A 17,705-nucleotide genomic window follows, 5' to 3' on the forward strand; every position below is an offset into this window, starting at 1 on the left:
GAATCTGCCATCAACAACGGCCCACCCTGACACCCGCAGACGGCAACCCGCTTTAATGAGCCAATGGCCACCTCGCGTGTCCGGGACACCGCACTGGGCTACTCGCTTGTCGCACCCAGCCTGTTCGGCGTCGTCACCTTCCTCGTGCTGCCCATGCTGGTGGTGGCGTGGCTGAGCCTGCACCGGTGGGATCTGCTGGGGCCGATCACCTACGTCGGGTTCGACAATTGGACTGCGGTGCTCACCGATTCGTCGTTCGCCACCTCACTGCTGGTGACACTGTTGTTCGTGCTGTTGGTGGTGCCGACCCAGACTGCGCTGGGGCTGTTCGCGGCGACGCTGCTGGCCCGCGGCCTGCCCGGCAGCGGCTTCTTCCGCACCTTTTACGTGCTGCCGTGGATCTGCGCCCCACTGGCCATCGCGGTGTTGTGGCGCTGGATCCTGGCACCCACCGACGGCGCCGTCAGCACCGTGCTCGGCCACCAGATCGACTGGCTGACGGATCCGAGCCTGGCGCTGCCGCTGGTGTCGGCGGTGGTGATCTGGACCAACGTCGGCTACGTCACGCTGTTCTTCCTCGCAGGCATCCTCAACATTCCCGAGGACGTGCACAACGCGGCCCGCACCGACGGCGCGAACACCTGGCAACGGTTCCGCCACATCACGTTGCCCATGCTGCGACCCACCATGTTCTTCGTCCTGGTCACCGGAATCGTCAGCGCAGCCCAGGTATTCGACACCGTCTACGCGTTGACCGCAGGCGGACCGCAGGGACGCACCGACGTGGTCGCGCACCGCATCTACGCCGAGGCGTTCGGCGCAGCTGCCGTGGGCCGCGCATCGGTGATGGCGATCGTGTTGTTCGTCCTGCTGGTCGGCATCACCGTGGTCCAGCACCTCTACTTCCGCCGCCGGATCAGCTATGACCTCACGTAACGTCGGGATCTACGTCGGGCTGGTGTTCGGCGCGGTCATCACGCTGCTGCCGTTCGGGCTGGGACTGCTGACGTCGTTCACCTCGGCGCAGCAGTTCAACACCGATTCACCTCTGTCACTGCCGAAACCGCCGACGTTCCAGAACTACCTGGGCCTCGCCGATGCGGGCTTCGGCCGGGCCATCGTCGTGACCGCACTCATGACCGCCGTGATCCTGATCGGGCAGCTGGTGTTCTCCGTGCTCGCCGCGTATGCCTTTGCCCGGCTGCAGTTTCCGGGACGCGACGCGCTGTTCTGGGTGTACGTCGCCACCCTGATGGTGCCGGCGACAGTGACGGTGGTGCCGCTGTATCTGATGATGGCCGAAGCCGGGTTGCGCAACACCTTCTGGGCCTTGGTGCTGCCCTTCATGTTCGGCTCGCCGTACGCGATCTTCCTGCTGCGCGAGTACTTTCGCTCGATCCCTGGTGACTTGATCAGCGCGGCCCGCCTCGACGGGGCCAACACGCTGGACGTGATCACCCATGTGGTGGTGCCTGCCAGCCGGTCGATTCTGGTCACCCTCGGGCTGATCACCGTGGTGACCCAGTGGAACAACTTCCTGTGGCCGTTGGTGATCACCAGCGGACACAAATGGCAGGTGCTGACGGTGGCTACCGCGGGCCTGCAGACCCAGTACAACGCGCAGTGGACACTGGTGATGGCGGCGACGACGGTCGCGATCGTGCCGCTGCTGGTGCTGTTCGTCGCGCTGTCCCGCAACATCGTCCGTTCGATCGTCGTCACGGGCATCAAATGAGGCCGCGCTTTTCGACGCTGGCGGCCACGGTCCTGGCGCTGACCATGGCCGTGCTCCTTGGCCTGGCCGTGCTTCTGGGCCGCGATACCGAACCGTCGGGACACGTCGTGGTGACCGTACGACTGTGGGATCAACAGGCCGCGGCGGCCTACCGGGAATCGTTCGCCGAGTTCAGCCGGGAGCATCCCGACATCGAGGTGCGCGTCAACACCGTGGCGTACTCGTCGTACTTCGACACGTTGCGCACCGACGTGGCCGGCGGCAGCGCCGACGACATCTTCTGGCTGTCCAATGCCTACTTCGCCGGCTACGCCGACAGCGGCCGGTTGATGGATATCGGAAAGACCCTGGGTCCCAATGCTGCCCGCGCGTGGGAGCCGTCGGTGGTCAGCCAATTCACCCGCCACGACGCGTTGTGGGGTGTGCCGCAGCTGACCGACGCCGGCATCGCGGTGTTCTTCAACGCCGACCTGCTCGACGCCGCCGGGGTCGACCTCACCGAACTGCTCAGCCTGCGGTGGTCCGACGGGCCCGACGACACGCTGCGCCCGCTGCTGGCCCGGCTCACCGTCGACGAGCACGGCCGCACTGCCGCCACCGAGGGCTTCGATCCGACCCGGATCAGGCAGTGGGGTTACAACGCGGCCAACGACATGCAAGGCATCTACCTGAACTACATCGGTTCAGCCGGAGGCCAATTCACTGTCGGCGATCGCTTCGCCTTCGACAACCCGCAAGCCGTCGAAGCGTTCACGTATCTGGTGCGGCTGATCAACACCGACCACGTCGCGCCGCCGGCCTCGGTCACCAACGGCAACGGCGATTTCTCGCGCAACACGTTCCTGCAGGGGCGGATGGCGTTGTTCCAGTCGGGCACCTTCAACCTGGCGGCCATCGCCAACCAGGCGCCGTTCCGCTGGGGGGTGGTGATGCTGCCCGAAGGACCGAAAGGCCGGGTCAGTGTCACGAATGGCATTGCGGCCGCCGCTAATTCGGCCACCAGGCATCCCGACGCGGTACGCCAGGTGTTGACATGGATGGGCAGTAAACAGGGCAACGCGTTCCTCGGGGCGCACGGTGCCGCTGTGCCCGCCGTGCTGGCGGCGCAGCCGGTCTACCACGATTACTGGAAGTCGCGTGGGGTGGATGTGACCCCGTTCTTCCGGGTGCTGCGCGGACCGCATGTTCCGGCGCCGGGCGGACCGGGCTTCCCCGCCGGGTACCAGGCGCTGCGGCCGTATTTCGATGAAATGTTCCGCGGCCGTACGGATGTCGCGACCAGCCTGGCCGACGCGCAGTGGGCCGCGAACGGTGCCGCGGCACGCTAACCGACCCGCAGCATCCCCTCGGCCCATGCCAGGTGTCCTTCGAAGCCAAAGGATTTCGCCTTGGCGCGATATTTCTCGACCAGCACAGGATAGGCCGTGTCGTCACGCGCTCCGGCCAGCAAGGCGCGCAGACGATCCGACACGATATCGAACAGCACAACGCCGGGTTCCGCCTGCTCGCCCTGCAACTGGTCGATCGCGGCCTGAACCTCGCATAGATCGTCATCGGATCCGCGGGCGATCAACTGTTCGGCCAACGCACTGAGCGCGACCCCACGGCCCAACCACTCGCCCGCGGCGGTCTGGCCGGCAGCGATGCCGCGCAGCGCGACGATGGCGCCGTCACGATCTCCCTCAAGCACCCGCCGCCGAGCGAAGGCGATGTCGATAGGCGCCAGGACAGGCATCGCAAACCGCTCCTGCGCGACGGCCTCCCGTGTCTGGTCCAGCAATGCGAAACCCTCGGCACTCTGCGGATCCGCCGCCACGAGCGCCAGCCCGCGTGCGCAGCGGGCCGCATCCAACGCGTAACCCTCGCCGAGTTCTTCGGCGAATCGCAGGGCTTCAGCAGTCTCGCGCAAGATTTCCTCGTCCATACGCAGCGTGCCGTAGGCCCAGCCTATGTTGACGCCGTACACCAACAGCACGCCGCGCGCCGCCGGGTTGATATCGCGCAACATTGCCAAAGCCCGATCGAGTTCGTCACGCCAGCCCGGTTGCCCGAAGCACGATCGTGCGACGGCCTGCAGCATCATCGCGATCAGCAACGGCGACTCCGTGACGATACTGCCTCGGCGCGGATCCCCGGCCGAGAGGTCGATCACGCGTTGCGCCAGCCGGACCAGATCGGTCATCTCCCCCATCGCGAATTTGGCGATGAGGGTGGTGTGCAGCAGGCCGACCGTCAGGTCAGGGTCGGCGATCGCGTCGAGGATTCCGACGAGTTCCGAAGCCAACTCGGCCGCATCACGAAAGTGCCCGTGCCCGAGCAGTGCACCCACCTGCCCGGCCATGCCGATGGCCAGCGACCGCTTGTCGTCGGCCTCCTCGGCCAGCGCCCGCAGTTCGTCGAATCCGCTGTCGCGCATCGGGCCACCGGAGCGAAAACTGGTGCCGGAGATCAACGCCCGCGGCGCGATGCGCAGGGCCGGACGCTGCGGGTCGTCGACGAGCAACCGATCAGCGACCTGACCGGCCCGCTGCCAACTCATCCGGGCAGCCCGGACATCGCGGAATCTCGACCAGTCTCCGGCACGCATGTGCCAGTCGTAGGCCTGACGGAGTTCGCCGCCGGCTTCGAGGTGATCGGCGATCAACGCGGCATTCTCGTCCCGCGGCTCGATCGCCGCAGCCACACACCGATGTAGCTGTGCACGTTCAGATTTCAACTGGGCACGGTACATCACCGACCAGATCATCGGATGCCGAAATGCGTACTGCGCCTTGGGTGTGGATGCCACCTGTTCGATGAGTTCGGCCGTGACCAGCCTGCTGAGCTGAGTCGTGTCGGCGAACTGGGCCAGCAGGGTTTCATCGAACCGTGCGCCCACGACGGCGGCGGCGCTCAGGGTGCGCTTGGCCGCGGCGTCAAGCCGATCGACCCGCGCGGCGATGGCAGCTTGTAACGTCGCGGGCACCGCAACATCGTCGGCACCGGTCGGACACAGATAACAGCCGCGCCCGCCGGCAAGTACACCGCGGTCCGCGAGATCACGCACGATCTCCTGCACGAAAAACGGGTTGCCCGCGGCCCGCTCGGCGATCTGGCCGGCCAGACCGCCGACCGACGCGTCGCGCCCGAGCAGTCCGGTGACCAGTTCGGCCGTCTGTTCATCGTCGAGCGGCGACAGCGCGATGGTCTGCGCGCCGGGATATCGGCTGAGCACGCCGTCGTACTCCGGGCGGTAGGTCACCAGCACCAGCGAGCGCGCCCGGGTCAACGTCGCGACCAGGTCGAGCAGCACCGCTTCACTGACCGGGTCGATCCAATGCGCATCCTCGATCACATACACACTCGTGGCCGGGCAAGCCGTCACCACCGCGTCGACCAGTGCCGTCACGCGTCTGCGCCGGGCGCCGGCCCCGATATCAGGCAGCCGGACTTCCGGGGCACCGATGCTCAACGCGTCCTCCAACAGCACCCGGTCGGCTTCGTCGATGTCAGGTAGCCTGGCCCGCAACAGGTTCCGCGCCATCGCGTCGTCACCGACCCCGTCGACGCCGAACATCGCCCGCATCAACTCCGAAACCACCGAGAGCGGAACGTCGGCGGTGTGCGACTCACAGAACGCCGAGAACACCTGAATGCCACGGCCGACCGCGATGGCCAGGGTCTCGGCGATCAAGCGGCTCTTCCCGATTCCCGGGGGGCCGACCACGCCGGCGACGCATCCCGCACCGCCGGCGGTCCGGTCGAGCATGCCGACCAGGGCGGCCAGTTCCCAGCTGCGGCCGACGAGTCGGGTGCCGCCGCGTCCGATGCGCGCCTGCTGATGCGGGGCGATCCCAACCAGTCTGCGAGCGGACACCGGCTCGGTGGCGCCCTTGATCCGGACCTGTTGCGGAGCGTCGAGCACGACGGTGTGCTCGACCAGCCGTGCGGTCGATTCGCTGAGCATCACCCCACCGGCGGGTGCCACCGACTCCATCCGCTGTGCCAATCCGACCTGGGCACCCACCGCGGTGTAGCCGAGCGGGCCAGAGCCGATGTCGCCTGCGATGACCTCACCGGAATTCAGGCCGATGCGCAGCTGCAGCGGCAACCCGTCGCGGCGGCCGACATCGACCGCCAGCCGCTGTACCTCCTGCTGAATTTCCAACGCCGTCAAACAGGCACGAAAAGCGTGATCCTCCAAGGCAACAGGTGCCCCGAACAACGCCATGATGCCGTCGCCGGTGAACTTGTCGACCGTGCCACCGTAGCGCTGGACCACCCGGGCACAGCGCTGCACCAATTCGGTCATGATCTCGCGCAGCCGTTCGGCACCGACCGCGGCCGCGATGTCCATCGAGTGCACGACATCGGCGAACAGAACCGTCACCTGCTTGTACTCGGCCGGCCCGGCCGCATCGGCGAGCGGGGCGCCGCACGCGTCGCAGAACCGAGCACCATCGCGCGCCACCCGGCCGCATCGTCGACACGTCACTACCGTCATCTGGCTCTCTACCGACCCGGAACTCCCCGCTCAGGATAGGTCTGTGGGCAAGCCTTGATCGGTAGATTGTGCTGATGCCCGTCTACAACAGCCGTACCCGGCGTCGCCTCGCCGCGGCGGCCCTGCTGGCCGTGACGATTTCGGTGACGACGCAGGCGTGCGCGGCCGGGCATTCCCCGAGCTCGACGGCACCGGAAGCGCCGCCGGCCGCGGCGACGGCTGCCCCCGCCCCCGCGGCGCCGTTCACCGCATCTCCCCCGCTCAATGGCCCGAACGACAACACGCCCAAACCCGCTGACGAAGACCGCGACATCGTCAAGACCGCATCACTGACACTGACCGCCGCCGACACCACCGCAGCCGCCGACAAGGCCACGACCATCGTCACCGATGCCGGCGGACGCGTGGACAGCCGCTCGGAGGATGCCGGTTCCAGTTCGGGGCGCGCCCACGTCGCGCTGGTGCTGCGGGTACCGGTCACCAAACTCGACAAGACGCTCACCGACGTCAAAGGCCTCGGAACCGTCAACACGCTCGAAATTCATGCCGACGATGTGACCAACCAGCGCGTCGACCTCGATGCGCGGATCACCGCATTGCAGACCTCTGTCGACCGGCTGCTCGGGATCATGCGCGACGCCAAGGATCCCGACGCGTTGATCAAAGCCGAGAACGCGTTGTCCCAGCGGCAGGCCGACTTGGACAGCCTGCGCGCGCAGCGGGCTCACCTCGGTGAGCAGATCGCCTTCAGCACGCTCAACCTCGACGTCTATGCCGAGAACTTCGGCGGCCCGACCAAGCAGTATCACGGGTTCTTCGGTCAGGTCGAACGCGGCTGGGACGGCATGGTCAGCTTCGCCTCGGGGGCGGTCATGCTGTTCGGGCTGCTGCTGCCCTGGCTCGCGGCGCTGGCGCTGGCGGGCGGTGCCGGCTACGCCGCCATCCGACTATTGACGACGCGGCGCCACTGACCCGTCACCGCCGCTGGGCCAAATTTGCTCCTCACGTGCGCGGCAGGCTGGTGCCGAGCACCGTCAGCTCCAGCGCCAACGCACTGCCGCACACCAGGATCAGCACCGCGAACGCCACCCAGTCCCGAGCCTTGGGCCGCGACGGCAGCGCCGAGATCTGGCCCGTGCCGCCGCGCGCGGTGATCGCGTCACCCATCTCGTCGGCGCGGCGCAGTGCCACGGTGACCGACGCGGCCAGCAGATCGACGACGTCGCCCACCCGTTGCTTGCGCCGGGCCCGGAACGACTCTGCGCGTTCTTTGGGCCGCAGCCGTCGTGCCGCATACAGCGTGCGGAATTCGTCGATCAGCATCGGAAAAGCGCGCAGCGCCAACGCGATTGTCACCGCCCAGTCGTGCACCGGAATGCCCACGAACCGCAACGGGCGGCCCAGTGTCGCGACCGCCGGGGCGATGTCGGCGACGTTGGTGGTCCAGGACACCAGAGCCCCGAGGCCGAGCAAGACGATCGACAACGCGGTGATGCGCAGGAAGTTGAGCAGCCCGCCGAGGCCGATGTGCATCGACCCGACATCGATGATCGGGGCGCCGCCTGCCAGCGTCGCCGTCGCCGCGCCCAGCGCCATCAGCACCCACAACCAGAACGGCACCGAGGGCAACGCGCCGCGCGGGATGTGCGCCAGCCGGGCCACTGCAAGCACCAGCACCCCGACGAAGGCGATGGGCACCCACCCGGGGTAGAAGGTCAGCAGCACGCCGATGCCTGCCACCGCCAGAAGTTTGGTGCCGGCCCACAGTTGGTGGATGACACTGTCCCCGGGCACCGGCCGCAGCAGCACCATAGGCCTGCGTTGCCCTCGGGTCGGCGCGGTCATCGAGCACCTCCTGTCGCAGTGGGCGCCATGGCCAGTTCCCCGTCCCGCAGATGCAGCGTGCGCGGGCAGAGCCCTTCCAGGCCGGAGAAGTCGTGCGAGATGACCACGACGGTCAGCCCGGTGTCGCGGCGCAGATCCTCCAGCAGTCGCAGCAGCCCACGCTGACTGGCCGCATCCAGACCGGCCAGCGGCTCATCGAGGATGAGCGCACGCGGGGCGCGGCCGAGCAAACCGGCCAGGACCACTCGCCGCATCTGGCCGCCCGAGAGCTGATCGATGCGGCGTTTGGCCAGGCCCGGGTCCAGGCCGACGGTGGCGAGGGTGGCCGCGACGCGAGCCTGATCGTCGACCGCGAAACCCGCGGAAGACGCGATCTCGCGCTCGACGCTGCTGCGCATCAACTGCAGCCGCGCCGCCTGGAACGACATCGCGACGGCCCCGACCTGCCCGGACACCGGTGCGCCGTCGAGCAGGCACGCGCCGTAGGTCGGCACGGTGAGCCCGGCCATGATCCACGCCAGGGTGGACTTGCCGGACCCGTTGAGGCCGTGGACGAGCAGTCCGTCGCCCTCGTTCACGGTGAACGTGACGTCGCGCAAAGCCGTTTTCGCCCACGGGGTTCCGCTGGCGTACTCGTGGCCCACGGCGGTCAGCTCCAGCACGGGTGCGCCTGCTTCATGCCCGGCAACCGTGCCGGCAGGCACCGCGGCGGTCTGCACCATGTCGGTGTTGTCGGACGTGCCGCCTAGGTTGATCGCTCGGTCGGCCGAGGACGCTTCGGCGTCGTAGTGGGTGATGTGCACGAGTGACATCTCGTGGTGCCGGGTCAGGCCCGACAGTACGGTCATCAAAGTGTCGCGGCCGTGCTGGTCGACCATGCTGGTGACCTCGTCGGCGATGAGCAGCGCGGGTTCACGGGCCAGGGCACCTGCCACGGCCAACCGCTGCAGCTCGCCTCCGGACAGTCCGCCGGTGTCCCGGTCGGCCAACCCGTCGAGGCCGACTTCGGCCAAGAGCCGGTCCACATCCGTCGTCGTACCGGGCGGCAGTCCCCAGACCACATCGTCGGCAACCCGGGTACCGAGCACCTGACTTTCGGGGTGCTGCATGATCACCGCGGTCCCGCCGACGCGGCCGAGCCCCACCACCCCTGCGCGTTCGACGGTGCCTGCCGTGGGTTCCCGGCCTGCCAGTACCAGCATCAGGGTGGTCTTGCCCGAGCCGTTGGGGCCGGTGACCGCGACGTGTTCGCCCGGCTGCAGATCCATCGACACCGGCCCCAGTGCGTCGTGATCGACGCCCGGATACCGGAATCGGACGTCGGCAAGGCGGGCAGGCACCGGCGCCACGGTTCCCGTGCCTGCGGGCGTATCGAGTTTGTGGACGTCGGGGACGCCGGCCAGCCGGGTCAGTACCCGCGACAGCGCCCACCAGCCGACCAGGCTGACGAAGCAGATACTAAAGATCCCCGAGCCGAGGATCAGCACGGGCCAGTAGTCCAGCAGCGTGGCGAAGCCATGCTTGAGCGGATCGGCGAAGTCCCGCAGGACGGGGACGCGGGCCATCGCCACGGCAAGGCCGTCGATGTTCGCCGTCATCGATTCGAACGCGAGAATGCGCAGCCGCGACAACACGGTCATGACCCCGACCAGCACCATGCCGAACAACGCACCGGCGACGACGGCGGCGGCGAGAACAGTCGGGGTGCCGCGGCCACGCCGTTTCACGATGCCCGTCAGCCCGCCGATGTACGCGCAGTTGACGACGGTCATGAAGCCACCGAGCCCGGCGATGAGGAACGCGATGGTGGCCCCGGCGACGGTCGCGGCCAGCAGCACCCGCATCCGGTAGCGGTACGCCAGCAGGCCCATCGGCACGGTGCCGAGCATCGATAGGCCCGCCGCGAACGGCACCACCACCGCGATGATGGCCGTGGCGGCACACAGCGCCGCCATCACTGCGGCCTGGGCGAGTTCCCCGGGGGTCAGCGGACCCGCTTTCCGTGGCTGGGTCGCCGGTCCGGGAGCTGTCATTTCTCGATTCTGCCAGCCAGAATCGGTACGGTTCGGTGGCCGTTGTGTGACGGGCGACACGACAGGGCCCATAGACTACATAGAAAATCTATGTAACTATGGAGGTATGCCGACCCCCATCGCGGAAGACGCCGCGGCGCACCACAAGACCGAACTCGGCGCGGAATTGCTCTCGGTCGTGGCACGGCTGAATCGTCTCGCCACCCAACGTACCCGGCTGCCGCTGCCATGGGCCCAGGCCCGGCTGCTGTCCACCATCGAGGACCAGGGCCAGGCCCGGATCTCCGACCTCGCCTACCTCGACCACTGCTCGCAGCCCACGATGACGACGCAGGTACGTCGCCTCGAAGACGCCGGACTGGTGTCCCGCACCGCCGACCCCGGCGATGCCCGCGCCGTCCTGATCCGCATCACCGACGAGGGCCGACGCACCCTCACCCAGGCCCGGATCGACCGCGCCGCCGCGATCAACCCGCGGCTCGATCGCCTCGCCCCCGAGGACCGCCAAACCCTCGCGGCGGCTGTCGAGGTCATCCGACGGATCCTCGAGGACCGCGACCCGGCCGACGACAACTAGCACCGAACCGACAACAGACAAGGAGTTCTCGCCCTGATGTGGCGCCAACCCAAGGCCGTATGGTCCGTAGCCTTCGCCTCCGTAGTCGCCTTCATGGGCATCGGACTGGTGGACCCGATCCTCAAACCGATTGCCGACAACCTCAACGCCTCACCGTCACAGGTATCGCTGCTGTTCACCAGCTACATGGCGGTGATGGGCGTGGCGATGCTGATCACCGGCGTGGTGTCGAGCCGCATCGGTCCGAAACGGACGCTGCTCCTGGGCCTGGTCGTCATCATCGCCGGTGCGGGACTTGCCGGGATGAGCGACACGGTCATGCAGATCGTCGGCTGGCGCGCGCTGTGGGGTCTGGGTAACGCGCTGTTCATCGCGACCGCACTGGCCACCATCGTCAACTCCGCCAAAGGCTCTGTGGCACAAGCGATCATCCTCTACGAGGCCGCACTCGGCCTTGGTATCGCGGTCGGCCCGCTGGTCGGCGGCGTGCTGGGGTCGATCTCCTGGCGCGGCCCGTTCTTCGGAGTGTCGGCGTTGATGGCGTTCGCCTTGGTGATCACCGCCTTCCTGCTGCCGACCACGCCTCGCGCCGAACGCGCGACCACGCTGGCCGACCCGTTCCGGGCGCTGCGCCACCGCGGGCTGCTCGGCGTGTCGATCACCGCGCTGCTGTACAACTTCGGCTTCTTCACCCTGCTGGCGTTCACCCCGTTCCCCCTGGACATGAGCGCGCACGAGATCGGCCTGATCTTCTTCGGCTGGGGCCTGGCGCTCGCGTTCACGTCCGTGGTGGTCGCGCCGCGACTGCAACACCGGTTCGGCACCGTGCGCGTGCTCATCCTCAACCTGATCGCCTTCACCGCGGTGCTGACTGCGATGGCGGTATGGACCGACTCCAAGGCTGTACTTGCAGCGGGTGTCGTGATCGCCGGCCTGTTCATCGGCGTCAACAACACGCTGATCACCGAGACCGTGATGAAAGCGGCCCCGGTCGAGCGTGGGGTGGCCTCGGCGGCCTACAGCTTCCTGCGGTTCAGCGGCGCTGCCGTCGCACCGTGGCTGGCCGGCCTGCTCGGCGAGCAGGTCAGCGTGCACCTGCCGTACTGGGTGGGCGCGGCCGCGGTGCTCGCCGGTGCCGTGGTGCTGTTCGCGAGCCGCACACACCTGCGCCACATCGACGACGACCACGCCATCGAGGATGAACTCGACGAGCTCACCGACGAGGCGACCGCGGTCACCATGGGCAGCGAGAGCTAACGGTTTTCGTCGTCGAGATCGACGTCAGGGTTGTGATCATGTGAAAACGACGACCCTGGCGTCGATCTCGGCGATCCCGCCGAGGGTCACGCGCTACCGTCGGGTATGACCTCCACTGCCGAGCATCTGCGAAACACGCTGGACGGGCGCTGGCGCGACACCAAGAACGCCATGCGGGCCAATCTGTCGGACGAGAAGTTCCGGCCGCACTACACGCCGAACACCGCCATCGCCCGGGCGAAGGTCGCCGAGCAACTCAAGATCATGGCCGCGGCCGGTGCCGCCGAAGACGGCTTCCGCAAGGAACACGGCGGCAATGGCGACGTCGGCGCCGCGATCAGCAGCATCGAGATGCTCGCGATGTCCGATCTCTCGCTCATGGTGAAGGCGGGCGTGCAGTGGGGCCTGTTCGGCGGAGCCATCGAGAACCTCGGCACCGAGCGACACCACAAGGCTTATGTGCGGCGCCTCATCGACCTCGATCTGCTCGGGTGTTTCGCGATGACCGAGACCGGCCACGGCAGCGACGTGCAGTCCCTGGAGACCACGGCCACCTACGATCCCGAGACCGAAGAGTTCGTGATCCACTCCCCGACCCCCACGGCGCGTAAGGACTACATCGGCGGGGCTGCCGAAACTGCCCGTGTCGCAGCAGTTTTCGCGCAATTGATCACCCCGGACGGCGAAGGCCACGGGGTGCATTGCTTCGTGGTGCCGATCCGTGACGACATGGGCAACGACATGCCGGGTGTGACGACGTCGGACTGCCACTACAAAGGTGGGCTGCCGGGCGTCGACAACGGCCGCATCGTGTTCGACCACGTGCGGGTGCCCCGGGAGAACCTGCTCAACCGTTACGCCGACGTCGCGCCCGACGGTACCTACAGCTCACCGATCGAAAACCCGGGCCGACGCTTCTTCACCATGCTCGGCACGCTGATCCGCGGTCGCGTCACCGTCGGCGGCAGCGCCGCAGCGGCAGCGCGCGTCGCCCTCGACATCGCCACGCGATATGCATTGCAGCGCAGGCAGTTCGAAGCGCCGAAGAGCGACAACGAGGTGCTGATCATGGACTACCTGGTGCACCAGCGTCGGCTGCTGCCGTTGATCGCCAAGTCCTACGCACTGCAATTCGCGCAGAACGAGCTGGTGTCCAAATGCCACGAACTGCAGACCTCGGACAACCCGGACGCCGAAGAGCAGCGTGAACTGGAGGCACGCGCGGCGGGACTGAAAGCCGCCAACACCTGGCACGCCAGCAAGGCCATCCAGGAAGCACGCGAAGCATGCGGTGGCGCAGGCTATCTCGCGGAGAATCGGCTGATCGCGCTGCGCGCCGACACCGACGTGTTCACCACCTTCGAGGGCGACAACCACGTGCTGACGCAGCTGGTGGCCAAGGAACTATTGACCGCCTACGCCGACGACATCAAGGGCATGAGCCCGGTCGAATGGGTGCGGTTCGCCGCCAACTTCGCCGGCGAGCGCGTGCTCAAGCGCACCTCCGCGGAGACCATCATCCAGACCGTGCTGGACAGCCGCCAGGACAACGAGGAGGAAGGCAGCCTGTTCAACCGCGGCACCCAGGTCAAGATGTTCGAGGACCGTGAGGAATACCTTCTGTCGACGGTGGCCCGGCGGTTGCAGGGCAAGGCCAAGGAGATGAGCGCGTTCGACGCGTTCAACGCCGTGCAGGACCACGTGCTGCACGCCGCATCTGCGCACATCGACCGCATCATCCTGGAGGCGTTCGTCGCAGGCATCGCGGCATGCGAGGACGACACCGCACGCGAACTACTCGAAGACGTCTGCGACCTGTATGCGCTGTCGGTCATCGAGGACGACAAGGCCTGGTTCATGGAACACCGGTACCTGTCCACCGAACGCGCCAAGGCCGTCACCCGGGGCATCAACGAGCGCTGCCGTACCTTGCGGCCGCACGTCGAAACCCTCATCGACGGCTTCGGCATCCCCGAGCAATTGCGCTACGCGGCAATGCTCGATCCGGCCGAGCTGGTCAACGGCTAAGGGGCGGGCGGCAGCGGGTCGACGGCCTGCAGCTTGCCGTCGTCACCGATGCGGAACCGCACTGTCGCGATGCCAGTGGGCGCCTTGGGCGAATCCTGCCCCTGCTGCCACTGATAGTTGACCACCACGCTGTCATCGGCGTTGGTCACCACGTTGATGTACGGACGTGGCTGCGGCGTGGCCGGGCCCAGCGGCGTCTGCCGGTCGAAGAACAGCAACTGGCCGACACTGTTGGGCTGCGGGTTCTTCTGCCCGACCTGCACCCAGTACAGCCGGCAGTTGGCGGTATGGCCGTCCCTGACCTGAATCCACTGCGCCCCGGCTTCGGGGTTGGGCAGGTTGGCGATCGCCTGCGCGACAGCGTCGGCGCTGGGGCCGTCAGTCGGCTTGCAGGTGTCCGGCTTAGGCGGCGGCGCCGAAGACGGGCTCCAGCCGCAACCGGCTGCGACGAGCCCGACGAACGTGGCGGTGGCGATCAGCCGAGGGTGCACGCCACGAGCCTATCGAACCCTGGACGGTTCCTGGGGGCGCGCCGTCTTGGTGCGCGCGTACCGGAATACCTGCCAACAGAGGAGGCTGATCACTTACAGTGACGCGCGACCCCGACCGAAGGAGATGCTGATGGCCTGGTTCCTCGCCATGGAAGGACCATTCAACAAGGCTGTGCTGTACCAATTGCAGGAGTCGGCTGACGTCGACAAGATCGCCGAAGAACTGGCCAGTGCCGCGACACTGGACCGCGCGGTGCCCGTGCCGGCCGTTCTGCAGAACAACACCCGCCAAGAGGTCACGGTGTACATCCGGCCGGCCGCGTGGGGCGTCTGGACCTTCTATCAACTCACCGACGAGGAACGGCAGGCGCTGGCGTCAGCGGCGAATCCGTTGGTGGAAGCACTCGCCCAAGCTGCCCGGCAACAGCAGCAGGGCAAGAAGTAGGACGTGGTTGCTCCCCCGGATGGACTCGAACCATCAACCGCCCGATTAACAGTCGGGAGCTCTGCCAATTGAGCTACAGGGGACTATCTTCTGCGTTAAGTCCGCGCGGAGCGTGCTCCGTGCGGGCCGAGCGTTGACTCTAGCGTACGGACCGCCGCTGCCGCCAATGCGCTCCCGGACGGGCGCGTCGGCGTAGCGGTGAGGCAGGATGGAAGCACACATTCGCCGTCTGGGAGGAGCGCCGTGATCCGCTATGCCGCCGTGATCGCCGTCGGCTATGTACTGGGTGCCAAGGCGGGCCGACGCCGCTATGAGCAGATCGCCAGCACCTATCGCGCGGTAACCGGCAATCCCGCGACCAAGGCCGTGCTCGACGCCGGGCGTCGCACCATCGCCAAGCGGGTGTCCCCCGACCCGCAGTTCGTGAGAATGACCCCCATAGACGCAGAAACGTCGGTGCTCTCCATGGAGAACACCGACGGTTCGAGGGTCAAACGGGCCGGTAGTTAGCCGATTCCCTGATTGATGGTCTGACCGGGCAGCAGCGGGCCGGTGGTCAGGCCGCCGTTCTGGCCGGTGCCCTGCGGGCCGATCGAGAACGACGGGGCATAGCCGTTGCCATTGTTGGAGTAGGACAGGCACTTACCGTCGTCCTTGTTGCCGAACCACGCCAGGCAGGCCGGAGATGCGCTGACCTCACCGCCCTGGGGGGTCATGGTCGCGATGAACGCCGGGGCAGCGACTGCGGCCGCCACAAATGCGCCGACAGCGACGAACCGCCGCGTGCGGGTGCTGATCAATGTCACCAGAGTTGCCTTTCTCGCGTCGTCCAGGTCGACAGCGCGTTCACCATATCGTGATGTGAGCAATCACGCAGTCAGGTCGTCACCACTGGCCTGTTCCAGCAGGCTGCGGCGGTAGGACTCCATGGCCACCAGGTCCCCGAACAAGGCGTGGTATTCATCACCCTGTTCGACCGGTGACATGCGCTGCAGCTTGGATTTGACCTCGGCGATCTGCCGCCCGACCCACACTTCCTGCAGGCGGGCCAGCACGCTGCCGATGTAGCGCGGCAACTGCTCGTCGTCCTCGACGTTGATGGCCTCCACGCCCAGTTCGTTGACCAGGTTCGCCGCTGCGGGCGAGTTAGTCTGCTCGCGGACCACCTCGATCCACTGCGCACCCGAGAGCCCGGCGGCCGTGCCACCTGCGGCCTCGATCGCGGCCCGCACCGCGGCGTAGCCGGGATGAGTGAAGCTCTCCACGGTCAGTGAGTCGAACACCGGCCCGGCGAAGCCCGGGTACTGCAGCCCGGCCTTGAGCGCCTCACGCTGCGGCCACAGCGTCGGGTCCGTGGGGTTCGGCCGTTGCACGGGTGGCGCTTTCGGACGGTCCTGCGGTTCCGGGGAGCGATGATCGTCACGGCGTGCGGGCCGGCCTGCTTCCTCACGAACCCGGCGGATCACCTGGGCCACGTCATCCCAACCCACCCAGCCCGCCAGCTGGCGCGCGTACTCGTCACGCAGCGTGGGATCTTTGATCCGGCCCAACATGGGCACGCACCGGCGCAGCGCGGCCACCCGCCCCTCGGCACTGTCGAGGTCGTGTTCGGCGAGCGCACTGCGAATGACGAACTCGAACAACGGGGTTCGCCGCGCCACCAGATCGCGCAGGGCGCCGTCACCCGACCGCAACCGCAGATCGCACGGGTCCATGCCGTCGGCAGCGACCGCCACGAACGACTGCCCCGACAGGTTCTGCTCCCCCTCGAACGCCTTGACGGCCGCGGCCCGCCCGGCGGCGTCGCCGTCGAACACGTAGATCAGCTCACCGCGAAAGAAGTTGTCGTCCATCATGAGTCGCCGCAGCATCGATAGGTGCTGCTCACCGAACGCGGTGCCACACGAGGCCACCGCGGTGGTGACGCCGGCCATGTGCATGGCCATCACGTCGGTATAACCCTCGACGACGACGGCCTGATGCCCCTTGGCGATATCGCGTTTGGCCCGGTCGAGCCCGAAGAGCACCTGCGACTTCTTGTAGAGCACGGTTTCCGGGGTGTTGACGTACTTGGCCTGGTTCTGGTCGTCGTCGAAGAGCCGGCGTGCGCCGAACCCGATGGTCTCCCCCGACGACACCCGGATGGGCCACAGCAGACGCCGGTGGAAGCGGTCCATGGGACCGCGTTTTCCTTCCCGGCTCAGCCCGGCGGCTTCGAGCTCTTTGAACTCGAAACCCTTGCGCAGCAAGTGCTTTGTCAGCTTGTCCCAGCCGGACGGGGCGAATCCGCAGCCGAACTGCGCGGCCGCTGCGGCGTCGAAGTTGCGCTCGGTCAGATACTTGCGCGCCTCTGCGGCTTCCTCGGACTTCAGTTCTTCGGCGTAGAACTCCTGCGCGGCGGCGTTGGCGGCCAGGAGCCGACTGCGGCTGCCCCGGTCGCGTTGCACGTTGGTGGTGGACGAACCCGTGTAGGTGACGGTGTAGCCGACGCGATCGGCGAGCAGCTCGACGGCCTCGACGAAGCTGACGTGCTCGATCTTCTGGATGAAGGCGTAGACGTCACCGCCCTCGCCGCAGCCGAAGCAGTGGAAGTGGCCGTGGTTGGGCCTGACGTGGAACGACGGCGACTTCTCGTCGTGGAACGGGCACAGACCCTTCATCGAATCCGCGCCGGCACGACGCAGTTGGACATAATCGCCGACGACGTCCTCGATGCGAATTTTTTCACGGATGGCCGCGATATCGCGATCAGGAATCCGGCCGGCCACGGGCATAGTCTATGCGGCGCTTTCCCGGTGTCTGACCGGGTTT

At 67.2% G+C, this 17,705-nt stretch carries 15 protein-coding genes and 1 tRNA gene; 9 read left to right on the top strand and 7 right to left on the bottom strand.

What is annotated here, in order from left to right; genetic code table 11:
* Positions 1–63 precede the first annotated feature (63 nt).
* Genes A5784_RS03615 through A5784_RS03625 form a run of 3 tightly spaced genes read left to right on the top strand, consistent with a single transcriptional unit; the run spans position 64 to position 3,063 of the window.
* Complete coding sequence (locus A5784_RS03615; RefSeq protein WP_064942428.1) at positions 64–936, top strand: carbohydrate ABC transporter permease; 873 nt, start codon at positions 64–66, stop codon at positions 934–936.
* Complete coding sequence (locus A5784_RS03620) at positions 923–1,735, top strand: carbohydrate ABC transporter permease (protein WP_064942430.1); 813 nt, start codon at positions 923–925, stop codon at positions 1,733–1,735. The genes A5784_RS03615 and A5784_RS03620 overlap by 14 nt, the downstream gene beginning before the upstream one ends.
* Positions 1,732–3,063: an ABC transporter substrate-binding protein gene (locus A5784_RS03625; RefSeq protein WP_064942432.1), complete on the top strand. Its 1,332-nt coding sequence runs from the start codon at positions 1,732–1,734 to the stop codon at positions 3,061–3,063. Before A5784_RS03620 ends, A5784_RS03625 begins: the two co-directional genes overlap by 4 nt.
* Here the strand turns inward: A5784_RS03625 and A5784_RS03630 are convergent.
* Complete coding sequence (locus A5784_RS03630) at positions 3,060–6,218, bottom strand: ATP-binding protein (RefSeq protein WP_064942434.1); 3,159 nt, start codon at positions 6,216–6,218, stop codon at positions 3,060–3,062. The genes A5784_RS03625 and A5784_RS03630 overlap by 4 nt on opposite strands.
* 143 nt (positions 6,219–6,361) lie before the next feature.
* Here A5784_RS03630 and A5784_RS03635 point away from each other — a divergent pair, with 143 nt between their 5' ends.
* Positions 6,362–7,189: a DUF4349 domain-containing protein gene (locus A5784_RS03635; protein WP_064942804.1), complete on the top strand. Its 828-nt coding sequence runs from the start codon at positions 6,362–6,364 to the stop codon at positions 7,187–7,189.
* Positions 7,190–7,220: 31 nt separating this feature from the next.
* On the opposite strand, the gene A5784_RS03640 is transcribed toward A5784_RS03635, so the two are convergent.
* The gene (locus tag A5784_RS03640) at positions 7,221–8,063 is read right to left on the bottom strand and encodes an energy-coupling factor transporter transmembrane component T family protein (protein ID WP_064942436.1); all 843 of its coding nucleotides are present in this window, start codon (positions 8,061–8,063) and stop codon (positions 7,221–7,223) included.
* Entirely contained in the window at positions 8,060–10,096 is a 2,037-nt protein-coding gene (locus A5784_RS03645; RefSeq protein ID WP_064942438.1) for an ABC transporter ATP-binding protein, read from the bottom strand. Before A5784_RS03645 ends, A5784_RS03640 begins: the two co-directional genes overlap by 4 nt.
* A gap of 106 nt (positions 10,097–10,202) precedes the next feature.
* Here A5784_RS03645 and A5784_RS03650 point away from each other — a divergent pair, with 106 nt between their 5' ends.
* The 3 genes from A5784_RS03650 (at position 10,203) to A5784_RS03660 (ending at position 13,958) form a co-directional block, all read left to right on the top strand.
* Positions 10,203–10,673: a MarR family winged helix-turn-helix transcriptional regulator gene (locus A5784_RS03650; protein WP_064942440.1), complete on the top strand. Its 471-nt coding sequence runs from the start codon at positions 10,203–10,205 to the stop codon at positions 10,671–10,673.
* Between the two features lie 36 nt (positions 10,674–10,709).
* Entirely contained in the window at positions 10,710–11,930 is a 1,221-nt protein-coding gene (locus A5784_RS03655; RefSeq protein WP_064942442.1) for an MFS transporter, read from the top strand.
* Between the two features lie 105 nt (positions 11,931–12,035).
* Positions 12,036–13,958 (top strand): acyl-CoA dehydrogenase family protein, encoded by a 1,923-nt coding sequence (locus A5784_RS03660; protein WP_064942444.1) that lies wholly within the window; start codon positions 12,036–12,038, stop codon positions 13,956–13,958.
* Here the strand turns inward: A5784_RS03660 and A5784_RS03665 are convergent.
* Positions 13,955–14,449: an LppP/LprE family lipoprotein gene (locus A5784_RS03665; RefSeq protein ID WP_064942446.1), complete on the bottom strand. Its 495-nt coding sequence runs from the start codon at positions 14,447–14,449 to the stop codon at positions 13,955–13,957. The genes A5784_RS03660 and A5784_RS03665 overlap by 4 nt on opposite strands.
* 130 nt (positions 14,450–14,579) lie before the next feature.
* Here A5784_RS03665 and A5784_RS03670 point away from each other — a divergent pair, with 130 nt between their 5' ends.
* The gene (locus A5784_RS03670; protein ID WP_029373115.1) at positions 14,580–14,894 is read left to right on the top strand and encodes a hypothetical protein; all 315 of its coding nucleotides are present in this window, start codon (positions 14,580–14,582) and stop codon (positions 14,892–14,894) included.
* A gap of 10 nt (positions 14,895–14,904) precedes the next feature.
* On the opposite strand, the gene A5784_RS03675 is transcribed toward A5784_RS03670, so the two are convergent.
* A tRNA-Asn gene (locus tag A5784_RS03675) sits at positions 14,905–14,977 on the bottom strand.
* 160 nt (positions 14,978–15,137) lie between these two features.
* Between A5784_RS03675 and A5784_RS03680 the strand changes: the two genes are divergently transcribed.
* Complete coding sequence (locus A5784_RS03680; RefSeq protein WP_062832026.1) at positions 15,138–15,404, top strand: hypothetical protein; 267 nt, start codon at positions 15,138–15,140, stop codon at positions 15,402–15,404.
* Here the strand turns inward: A5784_RS03680 and A5784_RS03685 are convergent.
* Together A5784_RS03685 and dnaG are read right to left on the bottom strand one after the other, a co-directional pair.
* Entirely contained in the window at positions 15,401–15,700 is a 300-nt protein-coding gene (locus A5784_RS03685) for a DUF7155 family protein (RefSeq protein WP_502687488.1), read from the bottom strand. The two genes, A5784_RS03680 and A5784_RS03685, sit on opposite strands and share 4 nt — an antisense overlap.
* A gap of 63 nt (positions 15,701–15,763) precedes the next feature.
* On the bottom strand, positions 15,764–17,662 hold the full coding sequence (gene dnaG, locus A5784_RS03690) for a DNA primase (RefSeq protein ID WP_197514626.1): 1,899 nt from the start codon (positions 17,660–17,662) through the stop codon (positions 15,764–15,766).
* Between the last annotated feature and the right edge of the window lie 43 nt (positions 17,663–17,705).

The sequence above is a fragment of the Mycobacterium sp. 852013-50091_SCH5140682 genome (genome assembly GCF_001665685.1).
Classification (GTDB): Bacteria; Actinomycetota; Actinomycetes; order Mycobacteriales; family Mycobacteriaceae; genus Mycobacterium.

Bases quoted from the DNA above. Each gene is read 5' to 3' on its own strand.
- A5784_RS03615 (WP_064942428.1), top strand. From the start codon at position 64: ATGGCCACCTCGCGTGTCCGGGACACCGCACTGGGCTACTCGCTTGTC.
- A5784_RS03625 (WP_064942432.1), top strand. From the start codon at position 1,732: ATGAGGCCGCGCTTTTCGACGCTGGCGGCCACGGTCCTGGCGCTGACC.
- A5784_RS03650 (WP_064942440.1), top strand. From the start codon at position 10,203: ATGCCGACCCCCATCGCGGAAGACGCCGCGGCGCACCACAAGACCGAA.
- A5784_RS03640 (WP_064942436.1), bottom strand. From the start codon at position 8,063: ATGACCGCGCCGACCCGAGGGCAACGCAGGCCTATGGTGCTGCTGCGG.
- A5784_RS03660 (WP_064942444.1), top strand. From the start codon at position 12,036: ATGACCTCCACTGCCGAGCATCTGCGAAACACGCTGGACGGGCGCTGG.
- A5784_RS03645 (WP_064942438.1), bottom strand. From the start codon at position 10,096: ATGACAGCTCCCGGACCGGCGACCCAGCCACGGAAAGCGGGTCCGCTG.
- A5784_RS03670 (WP_029373115.1), top strand. From the start codon at position 14,580: ATGGCCTGGTTCCTCGCCATGGAAGGACCATTCAACAAGGCTGTGCTG.
- A5784_RS03630 (WP_064942434.1), bottom strand. From the start codon at position 6,218: ATGACGGTAGTGACGTGTCGACGATGCGGCCGGGTGGCGCGCGATGGT.
- A5784_RS03655 (WP_064942442.1), top strand. From the start codon at position 10,710: ATGTGGCGCCAACCCAAGGCCGTATGGTCCGTAGCCTTCGCCTCCGTA.
- A5784_RS03620 (WP_064942430.1), top strand. From the start codon at position 923: ATGACCTCACGTAACGTCGGGATCTACGTCGGGCTGGTGTTCGGCGCG.